15 protein-coding genes are annotated in these 19866 nt (G+C 71.9%); 7 read left to right on the forward strand and 8 right to left on the reverse strand.

Annotated features, from left to right (window positions below):
• Positions 1-4 precede the first annotated feature (4 nt).
• Entirely contained in the window at positions 5-1285 is a 1281-nt protein-coding gene (locus tag ACTWQC_RS03065) for an SWIM zinc finger family protein (protein ID WP_443313899.1), read from the forward strand.
• Between the two features lie 27 nt (positions 1286-1312).
• Here ACTWQC_RS03065 and ACTWQC_RS03070 read toward each other — a convergent pair whose 3' ends face one another.
• From ACTWQC_RS03070 to xylB, 3 genes are all read right to left on the reverse strand, one after another.
• Complete coding sequence (locus ACTWQC_RS03070; RefSeq protein ID WP_443313900.1) at positions 1313-1942, reverse strand: N-acetylmuramoyl-L-alanine amidase; 630 nt, start codon at positions 1940-1942, stop codon at positions 1313-1315.
• A 50-nt stretch (positions 1943-1992) separates the two neighbouring features.
• Positions 1993-3195 carry an ROK family protein gene (locus ACTWQC_RS03075; protein WP_443313901.1) on the reverse strand — a complete coding sequence of 401 codons (1203 nt, stop codon included), beginning with the start codon at positions 3193-3195 and terminating at the stop codon, positions 1993-1995.
• A 183-nt stretch (positions 3196-3378) separates the two neighbouring features.
• The gene (gene xylB, locus ACTWQC_RS03080) at positions 3379-4875 is read right to left on the reverse strand and encodes a xylulokinase (RefSeq protein ID WP_443313902.1); all 1497 of its coding nucleotides are present in this window, start codon (positions 4873-4875) and stop codon (positions 3379-3381) included.
• Positions 4876-5014: 139 nt separating this feature from the next.
• Between xylB and xylA the strand changes: the two genes are divergently transcribed.
• Positions 5015-6187 (forward strand): xylose isomerase, encoded by a 1173-nt coding sequence (xylA, locus tag ACTWQC_RS03085; protein WP_443313903.1) that lies wholly within the window; start codon positions 5015-5017, stop codon positions 6185-6187.
• Between the two features lie 151 nt (positions 6188-6338).
• On the opposite strand, the gene ACTWQC_RS03090 is transcribed toward xylA, so the two are convergent.
• Entirely contained in the window at positions 6339-7091 is a 753-nt protein-coding gene (locus tag ACTWQC_RS03090; RefSeq protein WP_443313939.1) for a PIG-L deacetylase family protein, read from the reverse strand.
• Between the two features lie 243 nt (positions 7092-7334).
• Here ACTWQC_RS03090 and ACTWQC_RS03095 point away from each other — a divergent pair, with 243 nt between their 5' ends.
• Positions 7335-8741: a GAF domain-containing protein gene (locus ACTWQC_RS03095; protein ID WP_443313904.1), complete on the forward strand. Its 1407-nt coding sequence runs from the start codon at positions 7335-7337 to the stop codon at positions 8739-8741.
• Positions 8742-8797: 56 nt separating this feature from the next.
• Positions 8798-10321: an acetaldehyde dehydrogenase ExaC gene (gene exaC / locus ACTWQC_RS03100; protein ID WP_443313905.1), complete on the forward strand. Its 1524-nt coding sequence runs from the start codon at positions 8798-8800 to the stop codon at positions 10319-10321.
• Between the two features lie 99 nt (positions 10322-10420).
• On the opposite strand, the gene ACTWQC_RS03105 is transcribed toward exaC, so the two are convergent.
• Both ACTWQC_RS03105 and ACTWQC_RS03110 read right to left on the reverse strand, forming a co-directional pair.
• The gene (locus ACTWQC_RS03105) at positions 10421-11053 is read right to left on the reverse strand and encodes a response regulator (RefSeq protein WP_443313906.1); all 633 of its coding nucleotides are present in this window, start codon (positions 11051-11053) and stop codon (positions 10421-10423) included.
• The gene (locus ACTWQC_RS03110) at positions 11050-12195 is read right to left on the reverse strand and encodes a GAF domain-containing protein (RefSeq protein WP_443313907.1); all 1146 of its coding nucleotides are present in this window, start codon (positions 12193-12195) and stop codon (positions 11050-11052) included. Before ACTWQC_RS03110 ends, ACTWQC_RS03105 begins: the two co-directional genes overlap by 4 nt.
• Before the next feature lie 280 nt (positions 12196-12475).
• On the opposite strand from ACTWQC_RS03110, the gene ACTWQC_RS03115 reads away from it, so the two are divergent.
• The 3 genes from ACTWQC_RS03115 to ACTWQC_RS03125 are packed head-to-tail and all read left to right on the forward strand — an operon-like array spanning position 12476 to position 14762.
• Positions 12476-12607, forward strand: coding sequence for a hypothetical protein (locus tag ACTWQC_RS03115; RefSeq protein WP_443313908.1), 132 nt, complete (start codon positions 12476-12478; stop codon positions 12605-12607).
• Positions 12604-13137, forward strand: coding sequence for a DUF485 domain-containing protein (locus ACTWQC_RS03120; RefSeq protein ID WP_443313909.1), 534 nt, complete (start codon positions 12604-12606; stop codon positions 13135-13137). The genes ACTWQC_RS03115 and ACTWQC_RS03120 overlap by 4 nt, the downstream gene beginning before the upstream one ends.
• Entirely contained in the window at positions 13134-14762 is a 1629-nt protein-coding gene (locus ACTWQC_RS03125) for a solute symporter family protein (protein WP_443313910.1), read from the forward strand. Before ACTWQC_RS03120 ends, ACTWQC_RS03125 begins: the two co-directional genes overlap by 4 nt.
• Before the next feature lie 152 nt (positions 14763-14914).
• Here ACTWQC_RS03125 and ACTWQC_RS03130 read toward each other — a convergent pair whose 3' ends face one another.
• Together ACTWQC_RS03130 and ACTWQC_RS03135 are read right to left on the reverse strand one after the other, a co-directional pair.
• Positions 14915-18109 (reverse strand): amidohydrolase family protein, encoded by a 3195-nt coding sequence (locus ACTWQC_RS03130; protein ID WP_443313911.1) that lies wholly within the window; start codon positions 18107-18109, stop codon positions 14915-14917.
• Positions 18110-18307: 198 nt separating this feature from the next.
• A complete protein-coding gene (locus ACTWQC_RS03135) occupies positions 18308-19498 on the reverse strand; it encodes an MAB_1171c family putative transporter (RefSeq protein ID WP_443313912.1) in 1191 nt (396 codons plus the stop codon).
• Between the last annotated feature and the right edge of the window lie 368 nt (positions 19499-19866).

The following is a 19866-nucleotide window of genomic DNA, read 5'->3' on the forward strand; positions in this document are numbered from 1 at the left end:
CTCCATGGAACGGACCTTCGAGGCTCTGCCGCCCGCCCGCGGCCGCGGCTTCGCGCAGACCTGGTGGGGCCAGGCATGGCTGAAGGCCCTGGAGGACACCGCCCTGGACGCCGAGCAGTTGAAGAAGGGGCGCAGGTACGCGCGCGAGGGCGCGGTGGGCGCCGTGTCCGTCCGGCCGGGCCGGATCACCGCGGTGGTGCGGGACCGCGACCGGACGCCGCACCGCTCGGACGTGCTGCTGCAGGAGCTCGGCGAGGAGGACTGGGACCGGCTGCTGGACACGGTGGCCGACCGGGCCGGGCACATCGCGGCGCTGCTCGACCGCGACATGCCGCCGCATCTGGTCGAGGACGCGGCAGCGGCCGGCGTCGAACTGCTGCCGGGCATCGGCGACCTGGAGCCGGAGTGCACCTGCGGCGTCTGGGACCACTGTCCGCACACGGCCGCGCTCTGCTATCAGGTGGCGCGGCTGCTGGACCAGGATCCCTTCGTCCTGCTGCTGATGCGCGGGCGCCGGGAGCGCGAGCTGCTGGCCGAGCTGCAGGTGCGCAGCGTGGCGCGGGGCGCGTGGGGCGCCGAGAAGCCGCCTCCGGGGGACGGCGGGGTTCCGGAGCCCGAAGGCGCTCCGCCGGGCGTCCTGGCGCGGGAGGCGTTCGCCGCGGCGGACACCCTGCCGCCGCTGCCGGCTCCCCCGCCGCCGGTCGAGGAGCCGGGCCGCCCGCCCGCGCTCGGCAGCGGCACGGATCCGGCACCGGGCCTCGACCCGGCCGCGCTGGAGTTCCTCGCGGCGGATGCCGCTGCCCGTGCGCGGCGGATGCTCACCGAGGCGCTCTCGCCCCGGCACGAACTGGCGCCGCTCCCCGCGGAGCTGACGCTTGATCAGGATGCGGTACGGCTCGCCGCGGCCTGCCCCGACGCCCGTATCGCGGCGCGGCTGGCGGCAGGAACCGGCCGGGACCGCGACAGCCTGGCGCTGGCCGTACGCGCTTGGGGCCAGGGCGGTCCCGCGTCGCTCGCGGTGCTGGAGGAGGACTGGAACCCGGAGCCGGAGGCGCTGGCACGCGCGCGTGCGCAGCTGTCCGCCGCGTGGGCGGACGAGGAACGGGCGCCGGAGCTGCGCGCCGCCCTCAACCGCTGGACGGCGGTGGGGACGGATACGCAGCTGCGGTACGGGAGGGATGGGCGGTGGTGGCCCTACCGCAAGGAGCGCGGCCGCTGGTCCCCTGCGGGCCCCTCCGACCACGACCCCGCGTCCGCCCTGGCGGCCCTCCACGGCCCGGAATAGGTCGGGCCGGGCGCCCGCCCACGGGGCTCATCCCTCGTTGATCAGCCGCAGATAGCGCGCCCAGTCCCAGTGCCGTCCCGGGTCCGTGTGGTCGGAGCCCGGCACCTCGTTGTGGCCGATGATGTGGTCGCGGTTCTTCGGGATGCCGTAGGTGTCGCAGAGGTACGCGGCGAGGGCGGCCGACGACTCGTACATCGCGTCGGTGAAGTACTCGGGCTTGTCCACCCAGCCCTCGTGCTCGATGCCGATGCTGCGGGTGTTGTAGTCCCAGTTCCCGGCGTGCCAGCCGATGTCCTTGTCGTGCACGCACTGGCCCACGAACCCGTCCTCCGAGCGCACCACATAGTGCGCCGAAACCTGGGAGGCCGGATTCTGGAAGATCTCGATCGTGTCGTCGTAGGTCTCCTGCGTGACGTGCACGACCACGTAGTCGAGCGGGTAGCTCGAAGGGCGGCTGGAGACGGTGTAGTTGGACGGGCTGGCGGGCGTCCAGTGGGCGTCCGGGTAGTCGGCCGGGCGTCTGCGGGGGCGGGCGTTGGCGGTTGCGGCTGTGCCGGTGGTCAGAGCGGCGGTGGCGATCACGAGGCCGCCTCGCAGCAGGGTCCGGCGGGCCGGGAGGGACGAGTCCATGGGGGTCTCCAGGGGCGACGCGCACATGACACCCCCCTTGTCATGGTGACCGCTGCGACCAGCGCTGAAACAGAGGATCAGACAATCCCGGTACCAAGGGAGTTGGTGCGCCCGATCGGATCGTCGAGCACGCCCTGCACGACGGAGTGTGCCGCCCCCAGCAGCGGCCCGTCGCGTCCGAGCCGCGAGACGACGAGTTCGCCGTACGGGCGCGGCACCCGGCGGGCCAACTCCCGCTCCGCGGCGGGCAGCAGCCACGGCGACAGTTCCGCGAGCGCTCCGCCGAGCACCACGGCCTGCGGGTCGAGCAGGTTCACCGCCCCGGTGAGCGCGATCCCGAGCGCCGTGCCCGCGCCACGCAGGGCCCGCCGTACGACGCCGTCGCCCGCGGCGGCCCGGTCTCGCAACTCCAAAATCCCCTCGCCGCCCGTCATCCCGGCTGCGCGGAGCACCGCCTCTTCGCCCGCGTACTGCTCCAGACAGCCGCGGCCGCCGCACGGGCAGGGGTGGCCCTCCGGGCGTACGGGCACATGACCCAGCTCGCCCGCGAAGCCCTGCGCACCGCGCAGCAGCGCCCCGTCCACGACGACCGCCGCTCCGATGCCGATCGCGGCGGAGACGTGCACGAAGTCCCGCCTGGCGGCGCCGCCTTCGCCCAGCCAGAGCTCGGCGAGCGCGCCGAGGTTCGCCTCGTTGTCGACGGCGGCGGGGATGGCCGGAGTCAGGGCTCGCGCCAGGGCCGGACCGATGTCGGTGCCGTGCCAGCCGAGGTTCGGCGCGCGGACGACCGTCGCCGAACCGCGGGCGACGAGACCGGGCACGGCCACGGCGAGCCCGGCGGGCGTCAGGCCTTCCCGCTCCGCCTCGGCGGTGACCCGCCGCAGGAGCCTCGCGAGCCGGGCCAAGACGGACCCGGGCTCGCTGTCCCGGTTGGCCGCCGTCTCCTCGGCCCGGACCCGTACGCGCCCGCGCAGATCGACAGCGCACACGGCGAGATGGTCGACACCGATCTCGGCACCGAGCCCGGCGGGTCCGCGATCGCTGAGCGCCAGAGCGCTGCCGGGCCGCCCGACGGTCCCGGGGCGGGTGCGGCCCAGCTCCACCAGCAGCCCGGCGCGCGTCAGTTCGTCGACGAGCGTGGACACGGCGGCCCTGGTCAGCCCGATCCGGCCGGCGACTCCGGCACGCGAGAGGGGCCCGTGCACGGCGACGGCGTGCAGCACGAGGGAGAGATTGCGCTGCCGGATGCCGTGCTGCGTCTGGGGCGCGGGGGCGGCCAAGGCCGAGGACTCCTCTCGATCGTTCTCCGTGGGGGGACTTGCCCGGCCCCCTGGGCCGGGCGCCGGTATCCCGGAGTGCCCCAAGGGTTGGGCACCGCAGCCCGACCCTCTGGGCGGCGGCCTGTTCGGCCCGCTGCCGGCGCCGTTGCCGAGCGCGCCCCCGGCGGCCACCGGCCCCGCCGGTCACGGCCCCCCGAGCAACCCACCCGCGTCGGCCAGCGTCGCCGTCAGCCGTTCCACCGCCGCTTCGTCCCGCGCGACCGGGTCGTAAGCCGGTCCGCGGCCCGTGCCCCAGCGCCGCGCCACCGCCGCAGCGTCCTCCCCGGTCAGCACACCCGCCGCCTGTGCCGCCGCGCCCAGGGCCACCAACTCCGAAGCCTCCGGCACCCGCACCGGACGGCCGGACAGACGGCGGACCGTCTCGCGCCACGCCGTGCCCCGCGCGCCACCGCCGATCAGCAGGATCGGCGTGTCCTGCGGCGCGCCCTGCGACGCATCCTCCGGCACGTCCTGCGGCGCGCCCTGCGATGCGTCCTGCGGTGCGTCGCCGTCCAGGACCCGGTCGAGGGCGGCCAGCAGAGCGAACACCGCCCCGTCGTACGCGGCCTGGAGCAGCTGCCCGGCCGTCGTGTCGTGCCGCAGCCCGTGCAGCAGCCCCGACGCGTACGGCAGGTCCGGGGTCCGCTCGCCGTCGAGGAAGGGCAGGCACACCGCACTGCCGCCCGGCTCCACCGCCTCCCGGTCCCGCCCGAGCAGGGCCGCGATCCGGTCCACGGCGAGCGTGCAGTTGAGCGTGCAGGCCAGCGGGAGCCAGTCGCCGCGCGCGTCCGCGAAGCCCGCCACCGTGCCGGTGGGGTCGGCGGGGCGGTGGCGCGACACCGCGTACACGGTCCCGGAGGTGCCCAGGCTCAGCACCGGCTGCCCGGGGTCCAACCCGAGGCCCAGCGCCGCGGCCATGTTGTCGCCGGTGCCCGCCGCGACCAGGGCGCCGGGCGACAGGGGCAGCTCCGGCAGTCGCTCGCGTACCGACCCCGCGAGCTCCCCAGGGGCCAGCACCTCGGGGAGCAGGCCGGTGGAGAGCCCGACGCGGTCGAGCAGTTCCCCGTCGTACGCCCCGGTCGCCGCCGACCACCACCCGGTGCCCGAGGCGTCCCCGCGGTCCGTCGTGCCGCGCCCGGTGAGCCGTTCCGTGAGGTAGTCGTGCGGCAGCCGTACGGCGCTCACGCGGGCGGCCGCCTCCGGTTCGGTCTCGCGCAGCCACGCCCACTTGGTGATCGTGAAGGCGGGAGCGGGAACGCTGCCGATCCGCTCGGCCCACGCCTTGGGCCCGCCGAGCTCGGCCACGAGGCGGTCGCGCTGCGGGGCCGAGCGCACGTCGTTCCAGAGCATCGCCGGCCGTACGGGCCGCCCGGCCGCGTCCAGCGTGACGAGCCCGTGCTGCTGGCCGCCGACCGACACGGCGGCCGCGCCCCGCGCCACGGGCCCGCACTGCTCCAGCGCCCGGCACAGCGCGCTCCACCACTGCTCGGGGTCGCTCTCGCGGCCGGGCCCGCCACTGACCTGGTGCGGGGCCTGCCCGCGCGCGACGACTGCGCCGGTCGCGGCGTCGACGACCAGGGCCTTCGTGGACTGGGTCGAGCTGTCCACGCCGACGACCAGCGGTCCTTCCGGTGCTCCCATCGCACGTCCCTTTCCTCGTGTTGCGGGCATCGGATTCCTCATGCTGCGGGCATCGGGATGCTTCGTGCATCGGGGGTTCCCCACTCTGCTTGCGCACACTAATTTGTCAACGGCCGTGACGAAATAGCGAGGGAGCCGCATGAGCTACCAGCCCACCCCCGACGACAGATTCAGCTTCGGCCTCTGGACGGTCGGCTGGCGGGGGCGGGACCCGTTCGGCGAGGCGACCCGCCGCGCCCTGAACCCCGTCGAGTCCGTCCAGCGGCTCGCCGAGCTCGGCGCGTACGGCGTGACGTTCCACGACGACGACCTGATCCCCTTCGGATCCCCGGAAACCGAGCGCGAGTCCCGCATCAAGCGCTTCCGCCAGGCGCTCGACGCCACCGGCCTCGTCGTACCGATGGCCACCACGAACCTCTTCTCCCACCCCGTCTTCAAGGACGGCGCGTTCACCGCCAACGACCGCGACGTGCGCCGCTACGCCCTCCGTAAGACGATCCGCAACATCGACTTCGCCGCCGAACTGGGTGCCAGGACGTACGTCGCGTGGGGCGGCCGCGAAGGCGCGGAGTCCGGCGCCGCCAAGGACGTCCGGGATGCGCTGGACCGGATGAAGGAGGCGTTCGACCTTCTCGGCGCGTACGTCACCGAGCAGGGCTACGACCTGCGCTTCGCCATCGAGCCCAAGCCGAACGAGCCGCGCGGCGACATCCTCCTGCCCACCGTCGGCCATGCGCTCGCCTTCATCGAGCGGCTCGAGCGGCCGGAGCTGTACGGCGTCAACCCGGAGGTCGGCCATGAGCAGATGGCCGGGCTCAACTTCCCGCACGGGGTCGCCCAGGCGCTGTGGGCGGGCAAGCTCTTCCACATCGACCTCAATGGGCAGAGCGGCATCAAGTACGACCAGGACCTGCGCTTCGGCGCCGGCGACCTGCGCGCCGCGTTCTGGCTGGTGGACCTGCTCGAGTCGGCGGGCTACGCGGGGCCCCGGCACTTCGACTTCAAGCCGCCGCGGACCGAGGACCTCGACGGGGTGTGGGCCTCGGCGGCGGGCTGCATGCGCAACTACCTGATCCTGAAGGAGCGTTCCGCGGCGTTCCGCTCCGACCCCGCCGTCCGGGAGGCACTGCGGGCGTCCCGCCTCGACGAGCTGGCCCAGCCGACCCTGGCCGAGGGCGAGACCCTGGCCGGCCTGCTCGCCGACCGCTCGGCCTTCGAGGAGTTCGACACCGAGGCGGCCGCGGCCCGCGGCATGGCCTTCGAGCAGCTGGACCAGCTGGCGATGGACCACTTGCTGGGTGCCCGGGGCTGAGGCGCAGGGCCACGACAATCCGCAGCCCGGCCATGACGGGCTATGCCCGACTGGCACGACGCCCGTCAAAGGCCGACGGTTCCCCGTTTCCAGTCGAGTCCGAGCTGCACATCGCCTTCGCGCGCAGCCCGCTGCGGCTGCCGTAGGCGGCTCAGCCGCGCGGGAAGAGCTCGAAGGCGACCGCGGGCCTGCCGCCGAAGCGGGCGGCCGTGCGCTCGGTGTTGCGGGTCAGGAACGCGCGACAGTAGGCCTCCGGCTCCTCGTCGGTGAGGGCCTCGATATACGTGCGGTGGGCCAGCAGCGACCGTACGCCCCGGTCGAGGCCCGCGGTGACGTCGACCGCGTGGGTGGGCTCGGGCGAGGCGGCGACGGCCACCCAGCGCACCCCGTTCCAGGGGGCCAAGCCCTCCTCCTCGATCAGCTCAGGAAAGATCCACCGGTTTCCGGCGTCGGCGGCGGCGTCCAGTACGGCCCTGCCGACGGCCTGGTGGTCCGGTGTGTTCCAGAACCGGCCGCCCCAGGTGTCGTGGTGATTGAGCGTCAGGAGCAGCTCGGGGCGGTGGCGACGGATAGCGGCCGCGATGTCCCGCCGCAGGCGCGTGCCGTACTCGATGACACCGTCCGCGTGATCGAGGAACTCCACCGAGGCCACGCCCACTTCGGCGGCGCTCTCCCGCTGCTCCTGCTCGCGCAGGGGCGCGCACGTGGCGGGTTCGAGGCCGTCGATGCCCGCCTCGCCGCGGGTCACCAGCAGATAGCCGACCTCGGCGCCGCGGTCGGTCCAGGTGGCGATGGCGGCAGCGGCGCCGTACTCCAGGTCGTCAGGGTGGGCGACGACCGCGAGACATCGCTCCCAGTCGGTGGGCATCGGTTCGAGCTCCTGCGGCGACTGCGGCTCGGTCATCACGTCTCCTGCTGCTCTCGCTGTCGGTCCGGCGGCCGGGCCGCTGCCCGGGCTACTGCCCCGGCTGGTGTCCGGGCTACTGCCCCGGCTGGTGTCCGGGCTGGTGCCCGGGCTGGTGCCCGGGCTGGTGCCCGGGCTGGTGCCCGGGCTCTTGTCCGGGCTGTTGTCGAAGGCCGCCTCGCGGGCCACGATGGACGCAGCCACTCCGACATCCAAGCCGATCATCCACTCCGGGAAGCCGCATTGACCGCGAATCCGTGGGTCGCCCTGGAATCGGGCGCCGATCCCGCCGAGCGGGTCGGCGCGATCCGCCGTGCCCACGAGGCCTTCACGGCGGCAGGCTCTGTGGACCGCCCCATACGGCCGGTGGTCGTGGATTCCTGGCGCCGCTCGGCCCGGGCGCACGTCAGCCCGGACACCACCGCGTCCGTCGAGCTCACCGACGGCGAGTTGGGGACCTACCGCGCGGAACACCCACTGGCCCCGGTGATGCCGCTGTTCCGCGAGCTGATGGGCTCCTTCGCCACGGACGGCGAGCACCTCGTGGCCATCTGCGACACGCAGGGCAGGCTGCTGTGGGTCGAGGGACACGCGGCCACGCGGCGGCGGGCGGACATGATGAACTTCGTGCCCGGCGCGCGCTGGGCCGAGTCGGCCGTCGGCACCAACGCACCGGGTACGGCGGTGGCGCTCGACCGTGCCGTGCAGGTCTTCGCGGCCGAGCACTTCAGCCGCAGGGTCCAGGCCTGGACGTGTGCGGCGGCGCCCGTGCACGACCCGCGGACCGGGCGGGTGCTCGGCGCCGTGGACATCACCGGCGGCGACCGGCTCGCCCACCCGCACAGCCTCGCCTTCGTCCAGGCCGTCGCGCGCGCGGCCGAGTCCCAACTGGCCATCCTCGCACCGCCGGCCGAACACCCCCGGCTGGAGCTGACCGCGCTCGGCCGCGACGAGGCGCTTCTCGTGCACGGAGGCCGGCGGGTACGGCTCAGCCGACGGCACAGCGAGATCGTAGTGCTCCTCGCCTGCCATCCGGAGGGGCTGAGCGGTGACGAGCTGATGCTCGCCCTCTACGAGGACGGGGCGGTCTCGCCCGTGACACTGAGGGCCGAACTCTCCCGGTTGCGCCGCCTGCTGGGCGAGGACGTCCTGCACTCACGCCCGTACCGGCTGGGCGTCCCGGTCGAGGCGGACTTCGAGACCGTGCTCCGCAGGCTCGGCTCCGGCGCACCCGCGGCGGCCGTCACCGCGTACGGCGGGCCACTGCTGCCGGGCTCCCGGGCTCCGGCTGTGGAGCGGTTGCGGCGCAGGGTCGAGGACCAGCTGCGGGCCGCGCTGATCGCCCGCCGCGATCCGGATCTGCTGGGCGCCTGGACGAGGAGCCCGTGGGGCGCGGAGGACTTGGAGGCGTGGACGGCGCTCGCGGCCACCCTGCCGAGCGGGTCCGTGACGGCGGCTGTCGCCCGGGCCCGGCTGCGCGACCTCGACGGCGAACTCGGGCTGCCGGGCGACGGATCCGGCGGCTCCGCGTATACACCCGGGCCCGAGTCCGGGCCCGGGGCCGGCCTCGGACCCAGAGCCCGGTCGGGGCCCGGGTCCGGGTCCGGGTCCGGGTCCGCCGCAACGTGCTTGCAACCTCGCCGTCCCTAGCCTCGCGCGGAACGCCGCCCAACGGGGGGCGGCGACGTCGTGGGGAGGCCACCGATATGACCCGTTACTCCGCTCCAGGCACCGACGGCGCAGTCGTCTCCTACCAGTCCCGCTACGACCACTGGATCGGTGGGGAGTACGTCAAGCCGAAGCTCGGCCAGTACTTCGAGAACCCCTCGCCGGTCAACGGCCGGCCGTTCACCGAGGTCGCCCGCGGCACCGCCGACGACGTCGAGGCGGCCCTGGACGCCGCCCACGCCGCGGCGCCCGCCTGGGGCCGTACGGCACCCGCCGACCGCGCCAACGTCCTGCTGCGGATCGCGGACCGGATGGAGGCTCATCTGGAGGAGCTGGCGGTCGCGGAGAGCTGGGAGAACGGCAAGCCGGTCCGCGAGACATTGGCCGCCGACATCCCTCTCGCCATCGACCACTTCCGGTATTTCGCAGGCGCGCTGCGTGCGCAGGAGGGCAGCCTCAGCGAGATCGACGACGACACGGTCGCGTACCACTTCCACGAGCCGCTCGGCGTCGTCGGCCAGATCATCCCGTGGAACTTCCCGATTCTGATGGCCGTCTGGAAGCTGGCTCCGGCGCTGGCGGCCGGGAACGCCGTCGTGCTGAAGCCGGCCGAGCAGACCCCGGCGTCCGTCCACGTGTGGCTGAGCCTGGTCGCCGACCTGCTGCCGCCGGGCGTGGTCAACATCGTCAACGGATTCGGTGTGGAGGCCGGGAAGCCGCTCGCCTCCAGCCCGCGCGTCGCGAAGATCGCCTTCACCGGCGAGACCACGACAGGGCGGCTGATCATGCAGTACGCCAGCGAGAACATCAAGCCGGTCACCCTCGAACTGGGCGGCAAGAGCCCGAACATCTTCTTCGACGACGTCTCGGCTGCGGACGACGACTTCCGCGACAAGGCGCTCGAGGGCTTCACGATGTTCGCCCTCAACCAGGGCGAGGTGTGCACCTGCCCGTCCCGGGCGCTCATCCAGCAGGGCCACTACCAGGAGTTCCTGGAGGCCGCCGTCGCCCGCACCGAGAAGATCGTGCCGGGCCACCCGCTGGACACCGACACGATGATCGGCGCCCAGGCGTCCAACGACCAGCTCCAGAAGATCCTTTCCTACGTCGACATCGGGCAGCAGGAGGGCGCCAAGGTGCTCACGGGCGGCCATGTCGCCAACCCCGGTGGCGACATGGCCGGGGGCTACTACGTCCAGCCGACGATCTTCGAGGGCGGCAACCACATGCGGATCTTCCAGGAGGAGATCTTCGGCCCCGTCGTCTCCGTCACCTCCTTCAACGACTTCGACGACGCGATGAAGACCGCCAACGACACGCTCTACGGCCTGGGCGCGGGCGTCTGGACCCGCGACGCCGGCACCGCGTACCGCGCGGGCCGGTCCATCCAGGCGGGCCGCGTCTGGACGAACTGCTACCACGCCTACCCGGCGCATGCCGCCTTCGGCGGCTACAAGCAGTCGGGCATCGGCAGGGAGAACCACAAGATGATGCTGGAGCACTACCAGCAGACGAAGAACCTGCTGGTGAGCTACTCGCCGAAGAAGCTCGGCTTCTTCTAGACACCGAAAGAAGGCGCCTGACCCGGGATTGCGCCCGTCAGGCGCCTTCCGCGCGATCGCCTACCGTCACTTCTTCCTGGTGTGCCTGCCCGCGAGCCGTCAGAGAATCCCGCGCTCGCTCGCTCGCGCCAAGGCCTCCACGCGGTTGCGCGCGCCCAGCTTCTCGAGCGTTCGCTGGAGGTAGGTCTTGACCGTGTTCCGCGCCAGCCCCAGCACGTCTGCGATCTCCGGGTTCGTCTCGCCCATCGCGACCCTGCGCAGGATCTCGTACTCGCGGCGGGTCAGGCCGCTCTCCTTGAGCCTGCGGTTCAGCAGCACGCTGAGGAGGTGGTCCGGGCTGGTACGGACCACCCGTTCGCCCGCGCAGACCCGGCGGACGATGTCGACCAGATCGGACCGCTCGGCGTCCTTGACGACCACGGCGTGCGCTCCGGCGTCAAGTGCGTCCTCCAGAGCGGCGTGCTCGGGATAGGCAGTGAAGATCACCACCTTCACGCCGGTGGCATGGGTGCGCAGTGCCCGGATGACCTCGGGGGCGAGCATGTCGGGCAGGCGCAGGTCCAGCAGCACCACATCCGGCACCAGACGCCCGGCCTCGCTGATCGCCTCCCGCCCGGAACTCGCGTATCCGGAGACGGTGATCCAGGAGGCGTTGCCCAGCGCCAGGGCGACGCCGTCCCGGACGATGGGGTGGTCGTCCACGACCAGTACGCGCACCATCGGCTCGTTCATGCCGGCACCCACGCCTGGACGGTCACGCCGCCATCCTCGTTACTGCCGACATCGGCCCTGCCGCCCACCCGTTCCAGGCGCTCGGACATGGTGGACAGGCCGATGCCGCCGGAGGACTCGCCCGCAGGGGACGGGCCCACGCCGTCATCGGCGATGGTCACGCACACGCCTCCGGACAGTCTGAACACGCTCACCACGACGGAGCGGGCCCGGGCGTGCTTCTCGACGTTCAGCAGCGCCTCCCGCGCCGCATCGGTCAGCGCCTTGATCCGGGCCCGCGGAAGACCCGGCACCTCGGTCACCGTGATCAGCCGGGCGATCACGCCGGTGCGTTGCTGGAAGGCCCTGCAGTCGCCGCGCAGCGCAACTCCGAGAGCGACCTCCTCCGGCGGCGCGTGCAGCGCGTGCAGCGACACGCGCAGCGCGGCGGCCGCCTGGATCGCCTGCTCCTCCAGGTCACCGAGCCGTGCGGACACGGCGTCCCCGGCGGGCAGATCCGCGGCCAGTGAGCGGATGCCCGTCCCCAGGGAGAAGAGCATGGCCCCCACGGTGTCGTGCAGGTCCAGCGCGAGCCTGCGCCGTTCCTCGTGCACGGCGACCTCTGCAGCGTGGCGGGCCCGCTCCGCGACGACAGCGGCGGCCGCGGCCCGGCTCGCCGCCTGTTCCAGGGCCTGCGTCGTCCGGTCGCCGAACGGGGAGGTCTCCCGGTTCGCACCGTAGAGGACACCCAGCAACTGGTCGTCGTGGATGACGGGCACGGCGATCATCGCGCCCAGACCCTCCGTCTCCGCCTGGGCGTTGAAGTCGTGGGTGATGGTGTCGGAGCGGCGGTAGTCACTGACCCACAGGGGGCGGCGCCGGAGCATCACCTGCCCGCCGAGCCCGCACCCGGCGGATACCACCAGACCGTCCACGGCGGGCGTGCGGGCGTTGACCGTGTGCCCGAGCACGATCTGGTCGGCGCCGTCCGGTTCACCCACCCACGCCACGTCGACCCCGCTCAGCTCCGGCACGTCGTCCGCGATCCGGCGCATGGCGACGGACTGGTCGAGCAGAGCGAGGACCTCGCTGTATCCCTCGGTGAGCTCGAACAGGATGCTCGGCAACGGCCGGTCCGGCCTCCCGTCTGGCACGTTGGTCATCGTAGGTCGTCTCCCGCCCGGCGGACCAGAAGTGTACGCACGCACTGCAGGCCCGCATCCTCGCCTGGTACCGCGGCCGTGGCCATCTCCGAATGGAGACCTCCGAAGTCATACCTCCCCCTGGAGCTACCCACCCGCTGTCGCGGAACCCAGGATCGCGCCGAGCGCCGCAGCAGACGGTGAAGCGACAAGGGGCGCCGTACGGCGGGACCGTCCTCGCCCCAGCGACCGGTGAACGGCTCCGTCCCGGCCGCACCGACACCGAAGGAAGACCACCTACATGTCCAGCCGTTCCCCCGTTACCAGCACCGTGCGGGACGTGCCCCTGCTCGATGACGAGTCCCCGTATCCCGACCCGGAGTTGGGGGCCGCCGGCGGCGTTCGTGCCGAGCCGCTGGGACGGGTGTCGTGAGCCCGGCGATCCCGCCGCCACGGCCCGGGGGATCCGGTCCGTGGCGAGGATCCCAACCGCGGCAGGGACCGGAGCCGTGGCGGGAACCGGAGCCGTGGCAGGGACCGGAGCAGTCGCGGGGACCGGACCCGTACCGGGGATCTGCGCCCCCGCCGCGGGGATCGGAGCCTCCGCCGCGCCCGCACCGGCGACCGGCCGCGTACGGAGCGCCCGTTCCGTCCGCCTTCGAGCAGCTTCAGGACGATCCGGCCCTGCTGCGGCTGCGAGCGGCACGCCGGCGCCCGGTTTTCACCGTCATGGGCACCGTCGTGGCCCTCTACGTGCTCAACGCCCTGCTGGCGAGCGAGGCGCGCGCCTTCATGGGCGTACGGATCGCGGGGCCGCTGAACATCGGCCTGGCCATGAGCCTGCTGCAGTGCGGCACCACCGTCTGGGCGGTCTGGTGGTACACGCGCCACGCCAGGGCCCACTTCGACCCCGAGGGCTCGCGTCTGAGGAACCGGGTGGAGCAGCAGGGGGACGCACGATGACCGCTGCCGCAACCCTCGCCGACTCCGGCTCGTTCCCCGTATTCGTGGTCTTCGCCGCCTTCGTGTCCAGCGCGCTGTTCCTGGCCATCTGGGTCACGACGGACCGGGCGACCCCGGGCGACTTCTACGTCAGCGACGGCCGGCTCACACCGGCTCGCAACGGTGTCGCCCTCTTCGGTGACTACATGTCGGCCGCGACCCTGCTCGGCTCCCCCGGCCTGATCGCGCTGACGGGCTACGACGGCCTCCCCTATCTGCTGGGACCGATCGTCGCCTGGATCGTGCTCCTGCTGATCGCCGAGCCGTTCCACAGCACCGGGCGCTACACGATCGGCGACAGCCTCGGGCGGCGGCTGCGCCCGCAGCCCGTACACCTGGCAGCGGGCCTCGCCACGCTCGTCATCTCCCTGGTGTACCTGGTCGCCCAGCTGGTCGGCGCGGGGGCACTGGCCGCGCCCATCCTGGGTTTTGACGGAACGGGCGCGCGCCAGGTCATGGTCGGGGCGCTCGGCATCCTGATGGTGATCTACGTAATGATCGGCGGCATGCGGGCGACGACCCTCGTGCAGTTGGTCAAGGCCGCCATGCTGCTCGGCGGGGGCGGCCTGCTGGCTCTCCTGGTGATGGCGAAGTGCGGCTGGAACCCAGCCAACCTGCTGAGCCGGGCCGCGGACCGCAGCGGGCTGGGGGATGCCTTCCTGCAGCCCGGCGTGCGCTACGGCGACGACGGCGTGGGCAGACTCGACGCGCTGAGCCTGCAACTGGCGATTCTCCTGGGGGCCGCCGGGCTGCCACACCTGCTCATGCGGCTCGGCGCGGTGCCCACCGCGCGCGCGGCACGCGGATCGGTCAAGTGGGCGACCTGGCTGACGCTGGCGTTCTGTCTCCTCGCCGGGGTGCTGGGGTTCGGCGCGGTGGCGCTGCTCGGACGGAACACCATCACGGCCGACAGCCCCACGGGCAATTCCGCTGTGCTCCTTCTGGCCGAGTTCCTCGGCGGCGCGTTCCTCCTCACCGTGATCTCGTGTGTCGCCTTCACCACGATCCTGGCCGTGGTCTCCGGAATCGTGCTGGCCGCCTCAACCGCGCTGGCGCACGACCTTTACCAGGTCGGGCTGATGGGCGGCAGGGCGTCGGAGAAGAACGAACTCCGGGTGGCCAAAGGCGGGGTGCTGCTGATCGGCCTCGCCGCGACGGGACTGTCCATGTACGCACAGGGCCAGAACATCACGTTCCTGGTGAGCCTGGCCTTCGCCGTCGCCGCGTCCGCGATCCTGCCGACCCTGCTCTACAACCTGTACTGGAAGGGCTTCACTACCAGGGGAGCGCTCTGGAGCATCTACGGGGGCCTGCTCTCCTCGGTGCTGCTGGCGCTGCTCTCCCCCGCCCTGTCGGGAAGTCCGGCCGCGCTGCTGCCGGACCGGGACTTCGCCGTCTTCCCGCTGAGCAGTCCCGTGTTGGTCTCGATCCCGCTCGGCTTCCTGCTCGGCTGGCTGGGATCGGTCCTGGACAGGAGGGAACGGGGCGGTGCGAATTACGCGGAGACAGAGATCCGCATCCTCGTGGGGAGCGGAATCGGAACGGAACTGGTCCCAATGAAGAAGCCGGTGCCCGGAGACCGCTGAAACCTCCACAACGGACGGTCATCTACAACGACCGGTCGTCCCCCCCTTCACCCGAACTCACCAACAGCGGCGGACCGCCCATGAACTCCCCATCGGCGTAGCCGAACCGCCGGGCGAGCATCACTTGGGCGGCCCTGGCCGCCGGCCGTCGATCAGCAACAGGAGCGCGGCAGGTGCTGCTCGCGATGCCACCAGTAGGCATCGCGGGCAGGCGCCTGCGGGACCTCGGGCAGCAGGGCGTTCCGCACCGCCGCGGTCTTCGGGGCCGAAGCGGCTTCTGCGGACCCTGCGGAATCGGCGGACTCGGCGAGGAGGCCGTCGATGCTGTGCACCGTCCCGTCGGCGACGACCTGCCGGACCGCCGCGGCCGCCGCGATGTCCGTGAGCGGGTCGCCCTCGACCAGGGCCAGGTCGGCGAGGCTGCCCGGCTGTACGGTGCCGAGGTGGGCGGACAGCCCCAGGGCCCGCGCGCCGTGGACGGTGGCGCAGCGCAGGGCCTCGTACGGGCTGGCGCCGTAGCGCACCATCGCCTGGAGGTTGAGGTGGTAATAGACCGCTGAGGGAACCAGCGTGCTGTCCGTGCCGACGACGACGTTCGCGCCGCTGTCGATCATGCGGCTGACCGTCGTGCCGTTCTGCCTGACGAGGGCGAGTTCGGCCGTAGGCTCCTTGGCGAGCGCCGCCTTCACCCCAGTACGGAAGTCCTCGTACTCCTTGGTGGCCATCAGCCTGGTCAGTCGCGGGTCGTCCAGGGCCCACTCGGCGTACCGGTACAGCGCCGGGCGCAGGCTCGATCCGTTGGTCGCGAAGAGGCCCAAGGTCGGGGTGAAGGCGATGCCGGAGCGGATCAGGGGCTCGGTGACGTCCTGGTAGGAGCGGCCGAGCCAGGACTCCTTCTGGCCGCGCCCGTAGCGGCTGGTGGCGCCGATGTGCTCCACGCCGTCCGCGCCGAGTGCGAGCGGGCCGAACAGAAAGTGGGAGGTGGCGGGCAGGCCCAGCTGGTGGGCGGCCTCGATCGCCTTGCGCTGGAGCGCGTAGGGCAGCCGGACGTAGGTCTTGACCACGTCGTGGCCGAGCGCCTTCGCCTTGCTGATCTCGCGCTGGAGCGCGTCGGCGCTGGTGACGGGGCGGACGGGGGCGTAGGAGACGCGCGACCCCTCGAACAGGTCGCCGGCGGCGAAGATCCGCGGCCCCGTGCGGCGTCCGGACTCGACCGCCTCCTTGGCCTCCACCGCGGCGTAGTGCGAGGTGCCCGGGGAGCGCATGGAGGTGATGCCGAAGGAGAGCCACAGGCAGGAGGTGTCGTTGCGGGGCCAGGGCCCGTGCTCGTGGACGGTGATGAGGCCGGGCATCGCGGTCAGGTGGAGGGCGTCGACGATCCGGTCGCCGGGCAGGGAGGCGCCCCTGCCGCGCGGAGTGACGGCCGCGATGCGGTTGCCCTCCAGGGTGATGTCGACGTCGCGGCGCAGCTGCGGGCTGGTGCCGTCCCACAGGGCGCCGACTTGGATCACGGTGCGGCCGGTCGGCCTGGCCGGGCGCCAAGTGAGCTGCATGGGCACCGCCTGGGCGCTGCCGCCGGCGGCTTCGGCCACGCGCAGCTGCCCGTCGGAGAGGTAGAGCAGGGAGCGCGAATCGCCGCTCCAGCTCGGGGCGTCGGCGGTCTCGTCGCCCACCTGCCGGGCGGGTCCGTTCGGGCGGCCGGCGGCGTCGATGGGTACGACCCGCAGGGTGCCGCCGATGACGCAGGCCAGGGACGTGCCGTCGGGCGAGTGGACAGGTCCGCTGTCGATGCGGCCGTCGAGCGAGACTCCGGGGACGGGCTCGAAGTAGTGGGCCTCGCCGCTGTCCAGGTCGACGGTGAGGACCTGGTTGCGGCCCTCGCGAAAGCGCGGTGTGACCGGGACGAGGACAGCGCTGGCGATGCGCCGGCCGTCGGCGGTGAAGGTGGGCCGACCCGGGGCGTTGAGCGGTCCGGTGACCTTACGGAGGTTCCCGGTGGCGACCTCCACGGTGTACAGCGTCGCACCGTCGCCGACGAACGCGAGGGTGCGGCCGTCCGGGCTGAACGCGGGTGCGTCCGCGCTGAGTTCGGGGCCGGTCAGCCGCCGCTGCTCGCCGCTGTCCAGGTCGTGCAGCCACAGGCCGGGCGTGCCGCCGCGGTCGCTGCTGTAGACGAGGGCGTGGCCGTCCGGCGCCCAGGCGGGGGCGGTGTTGCGGTGCCCGTCGGAGACGACTGCCTTGGGCGCGGAGCCGCGCCGCATGGTCCAGATGTCGCCGAGCGCGGCGAACGCCACCCGGCCGCCGTCCGGCGAGAGCGCCGGGCTCAGGATGCCCTTGACCTGCCGTTGTGCGGTGGAGTCGAAGTCGCGCGCGCTGGGCCGCTCGGCGAACCGGGGCACGGTGAGCCGGCCGGCGAACGGAATGTCGCGCACCCGGCCGCCGAGCGTACGGCGGCGCAGCCTGCCGTCGGCCGTGTACAGCAGCTCGTCATCGGATATCCAGCGGGCGGCGAAGGGAAAGACGTCCTCCCCGTCCCCCTCGCCCGGGCCGGTGACGCTCTCACCGTCGACGACGAGCGAGGTCCGGGCCGGGGTGAGGTGAACATAGGCGAGTCGGGCCCCGTCCGGGGAGAAGGAGGGTCCGGCGACCCGCCCTTCGGCGACGGTGGCGAGGGTGCGGCGCGCGCCGGAGGCGTCCACGAGGTCGATGGCCCGCGGGGTGTCGGCCATGCCGGTGGTGAAGGCGATGGCCGAGCCGTCCGGGGTCCAAGCCGGCTGGGCCTCCTGGCCGTCACCTTGCGTCCAGACCCGGGTCTTGCCGCTGGCCAGGTCCAGGACGTGTACGGCGTAGCGGCCGGCGTCGGTCTCGCCGGCGTACGCGATCCGCTCGCCGTCCGGGGAGAAGCGCGGCTCGCGGTGGTCGGCGGTGCCGGAGGTGAGGCGACGGGGGCTGCCCGTTCCGTCGGCGTTCATGAGCCACAGGTGGAAGTTGCCGTCGGCGTAGGACTGGAAGACGATGCGCGTGCCGTCGGGCGACAGGTCGGGCTCGCTCGCCTCCTGCTCGATGCCGGTGAGGCGGACGGCCTCGCCGCCGGTGGCGGGGAGCGTCCAGAGGAGGCCCAACAGGTCGAGGACGATGGTCCGGCCGTCCGAGGAGAGTGCGGCCGAGGCGTTGGTCGCCTCGGTGACGGTGATCCGCTCCACGGGGACGGCGTCCGGGGCGGCGGCCCAAGCGCCCGCCGCCGTACCGGCCGCGCCGCCGCTCAGCCATGCGGCCCCGGCGCCCCCCACGACCTGGCCACTGCGCTTGACGAGCGTCCGTCGCGTTAATCCGAACTCGAGTCCCACTAGCCATTCACCTCTCGTAAATCACGTCAGCCCGCCTGACGATAAGAGGTGATCGCGGGCCTCTGGCAGGCCCGCGCAGTGGTTGATACCTGAACGTAAACTTGACAGACTCTTCGAATTTCAGGGGTATCCGGCGAAACAGCGATGTCGACGACCAGCGGCTACGGACGCGTAGCCGACGGACATATGGACACGGTCTCAGGAAACGCGGCAGTGGTCTTTATAAGCACGGGCCACCTGGATCCACCAAGAGATTTCTTCGTCGATGCCGGTTCCGTCTCGGGGTTCTTCGTCGTGTTGGTATTCCATACCGCTGCCGGGAGGGCGGGTGCCCTGCTGCCAGGCGAGTTTGGCGGTGTGGAGTTGCACCGCCTGGACAAGGGCGGCGAGTTTTGTGCCGGTAAGGCCGGCTTTCCGGCCGTGGCTTTCGGCTTGTTCTTGGGTTGTGGAGTTGAAGAGGGGGGCGAGGGCCTGGCTCCAGTCATTGAGTTCGATCACCATACGTCGCACGCGGTGGTGTGGGTTGAGCTTCTTGTCCTGGGCGACGATAACGCTGGCCGGACCGACAGGGTGGAGTGCGCGATGAAGGGATCGGAGGGCGAGAAATGCGTGCCATCGCTTCGTCCAGTCGCGAAAAAATTCCCAGCGAGGGCCCCACCAGGGAACGAGAAGGGCCACTGCGAGCATCGGAACGGATAGTTGACCGGCCACGATGATGAATGTTTGCATCACATTTTCCAGCGAGTATGCGCTGATCTTCATCGCGATGAAGATCCCGAGCTGTCCCGCTTGGAAGACGCACATGAAGATGCCGGCCCAGCCGTAGAGGGACAGGGCACGCCGCAACCGTGGCAAATTGGCGTAGTCCTCTGTGCGCGCCCAGGCGAGGCACCAGATGGACAACATGACAAACCCCGCCAGCGTTGGTATGGAGTAGAACAAGTAGAAGACGAAGAGCAGAGGTTGTTTCGGTATGTAATAAGAGGCAAAATTTTGGCTTACGCGTTCCTCGGGCACGTCTAACATGGCGAAGAGTGTCACAAGGATGGCCACGTTCAGGGCGCAGGCGGCGATGATCCATCGCACCCGGGGCCATGCCGTCTGCGTCGGATAGCGCCAGAATAGGGCCAGCGATACGAATGCCGCCGACGCTGCGTTATGCACGGTTGACATCAGCAGAATGGCAATGTTGGGGACGCCGGTTATCTCATTGATGAAGTGCTGGCCGGCCGGCCCACCCGCGGCTCGGGGAATCACGAAGAGGAGACAGCCGATACACATGGTCCACAATATGGCATTGCCCCAGTCGGCGCTTAAGTGATTGAATTTGTACAGGAAAATGGCCAGGTATATAAGGGTGCTGCTGGCGAAGACGACATTCAAGACCACGGAAGCTCTCCGGCGTTCCCGAGTGTCAAGAATTCCCCGTCGGCATTCCATGGATGCCTGACTTGCGAATCTTGCGCCCGGTAGTGGATGGGAATGTGGTGCAGCATGCTATACGCAGGAATGTGGTGCAGCAATGGCCCGTCGAGGGAGCCTGCCTTGCATGCATCTGGCCTTGGACGCCGTGGAGGGAACCTGCTCAGGCAGTCTCCTGGCATTTCGGTCAGCGGACGGGCCACGGCCGCCCGATCCGGCCCGAGTGGCGGGCGCCCCCACCGGCCGGTGCCCCAGCGGCGCCCGTCGGCCAGGTGGCGCGGAAAGTTCTGAGAACGGTGCCGCCCCGCCCAGTGGTCGACAGTGCCGACGCCCGG

Origin of the sequence: Streptomyces sp. 8N616 (genome assembly GCF_052246385.1) — a bacterium.
GTDB lineage: Bacteria > Actinomycetota > Actinomycetes > Streptomycetales > Streptomycetaceae > Streptomyces.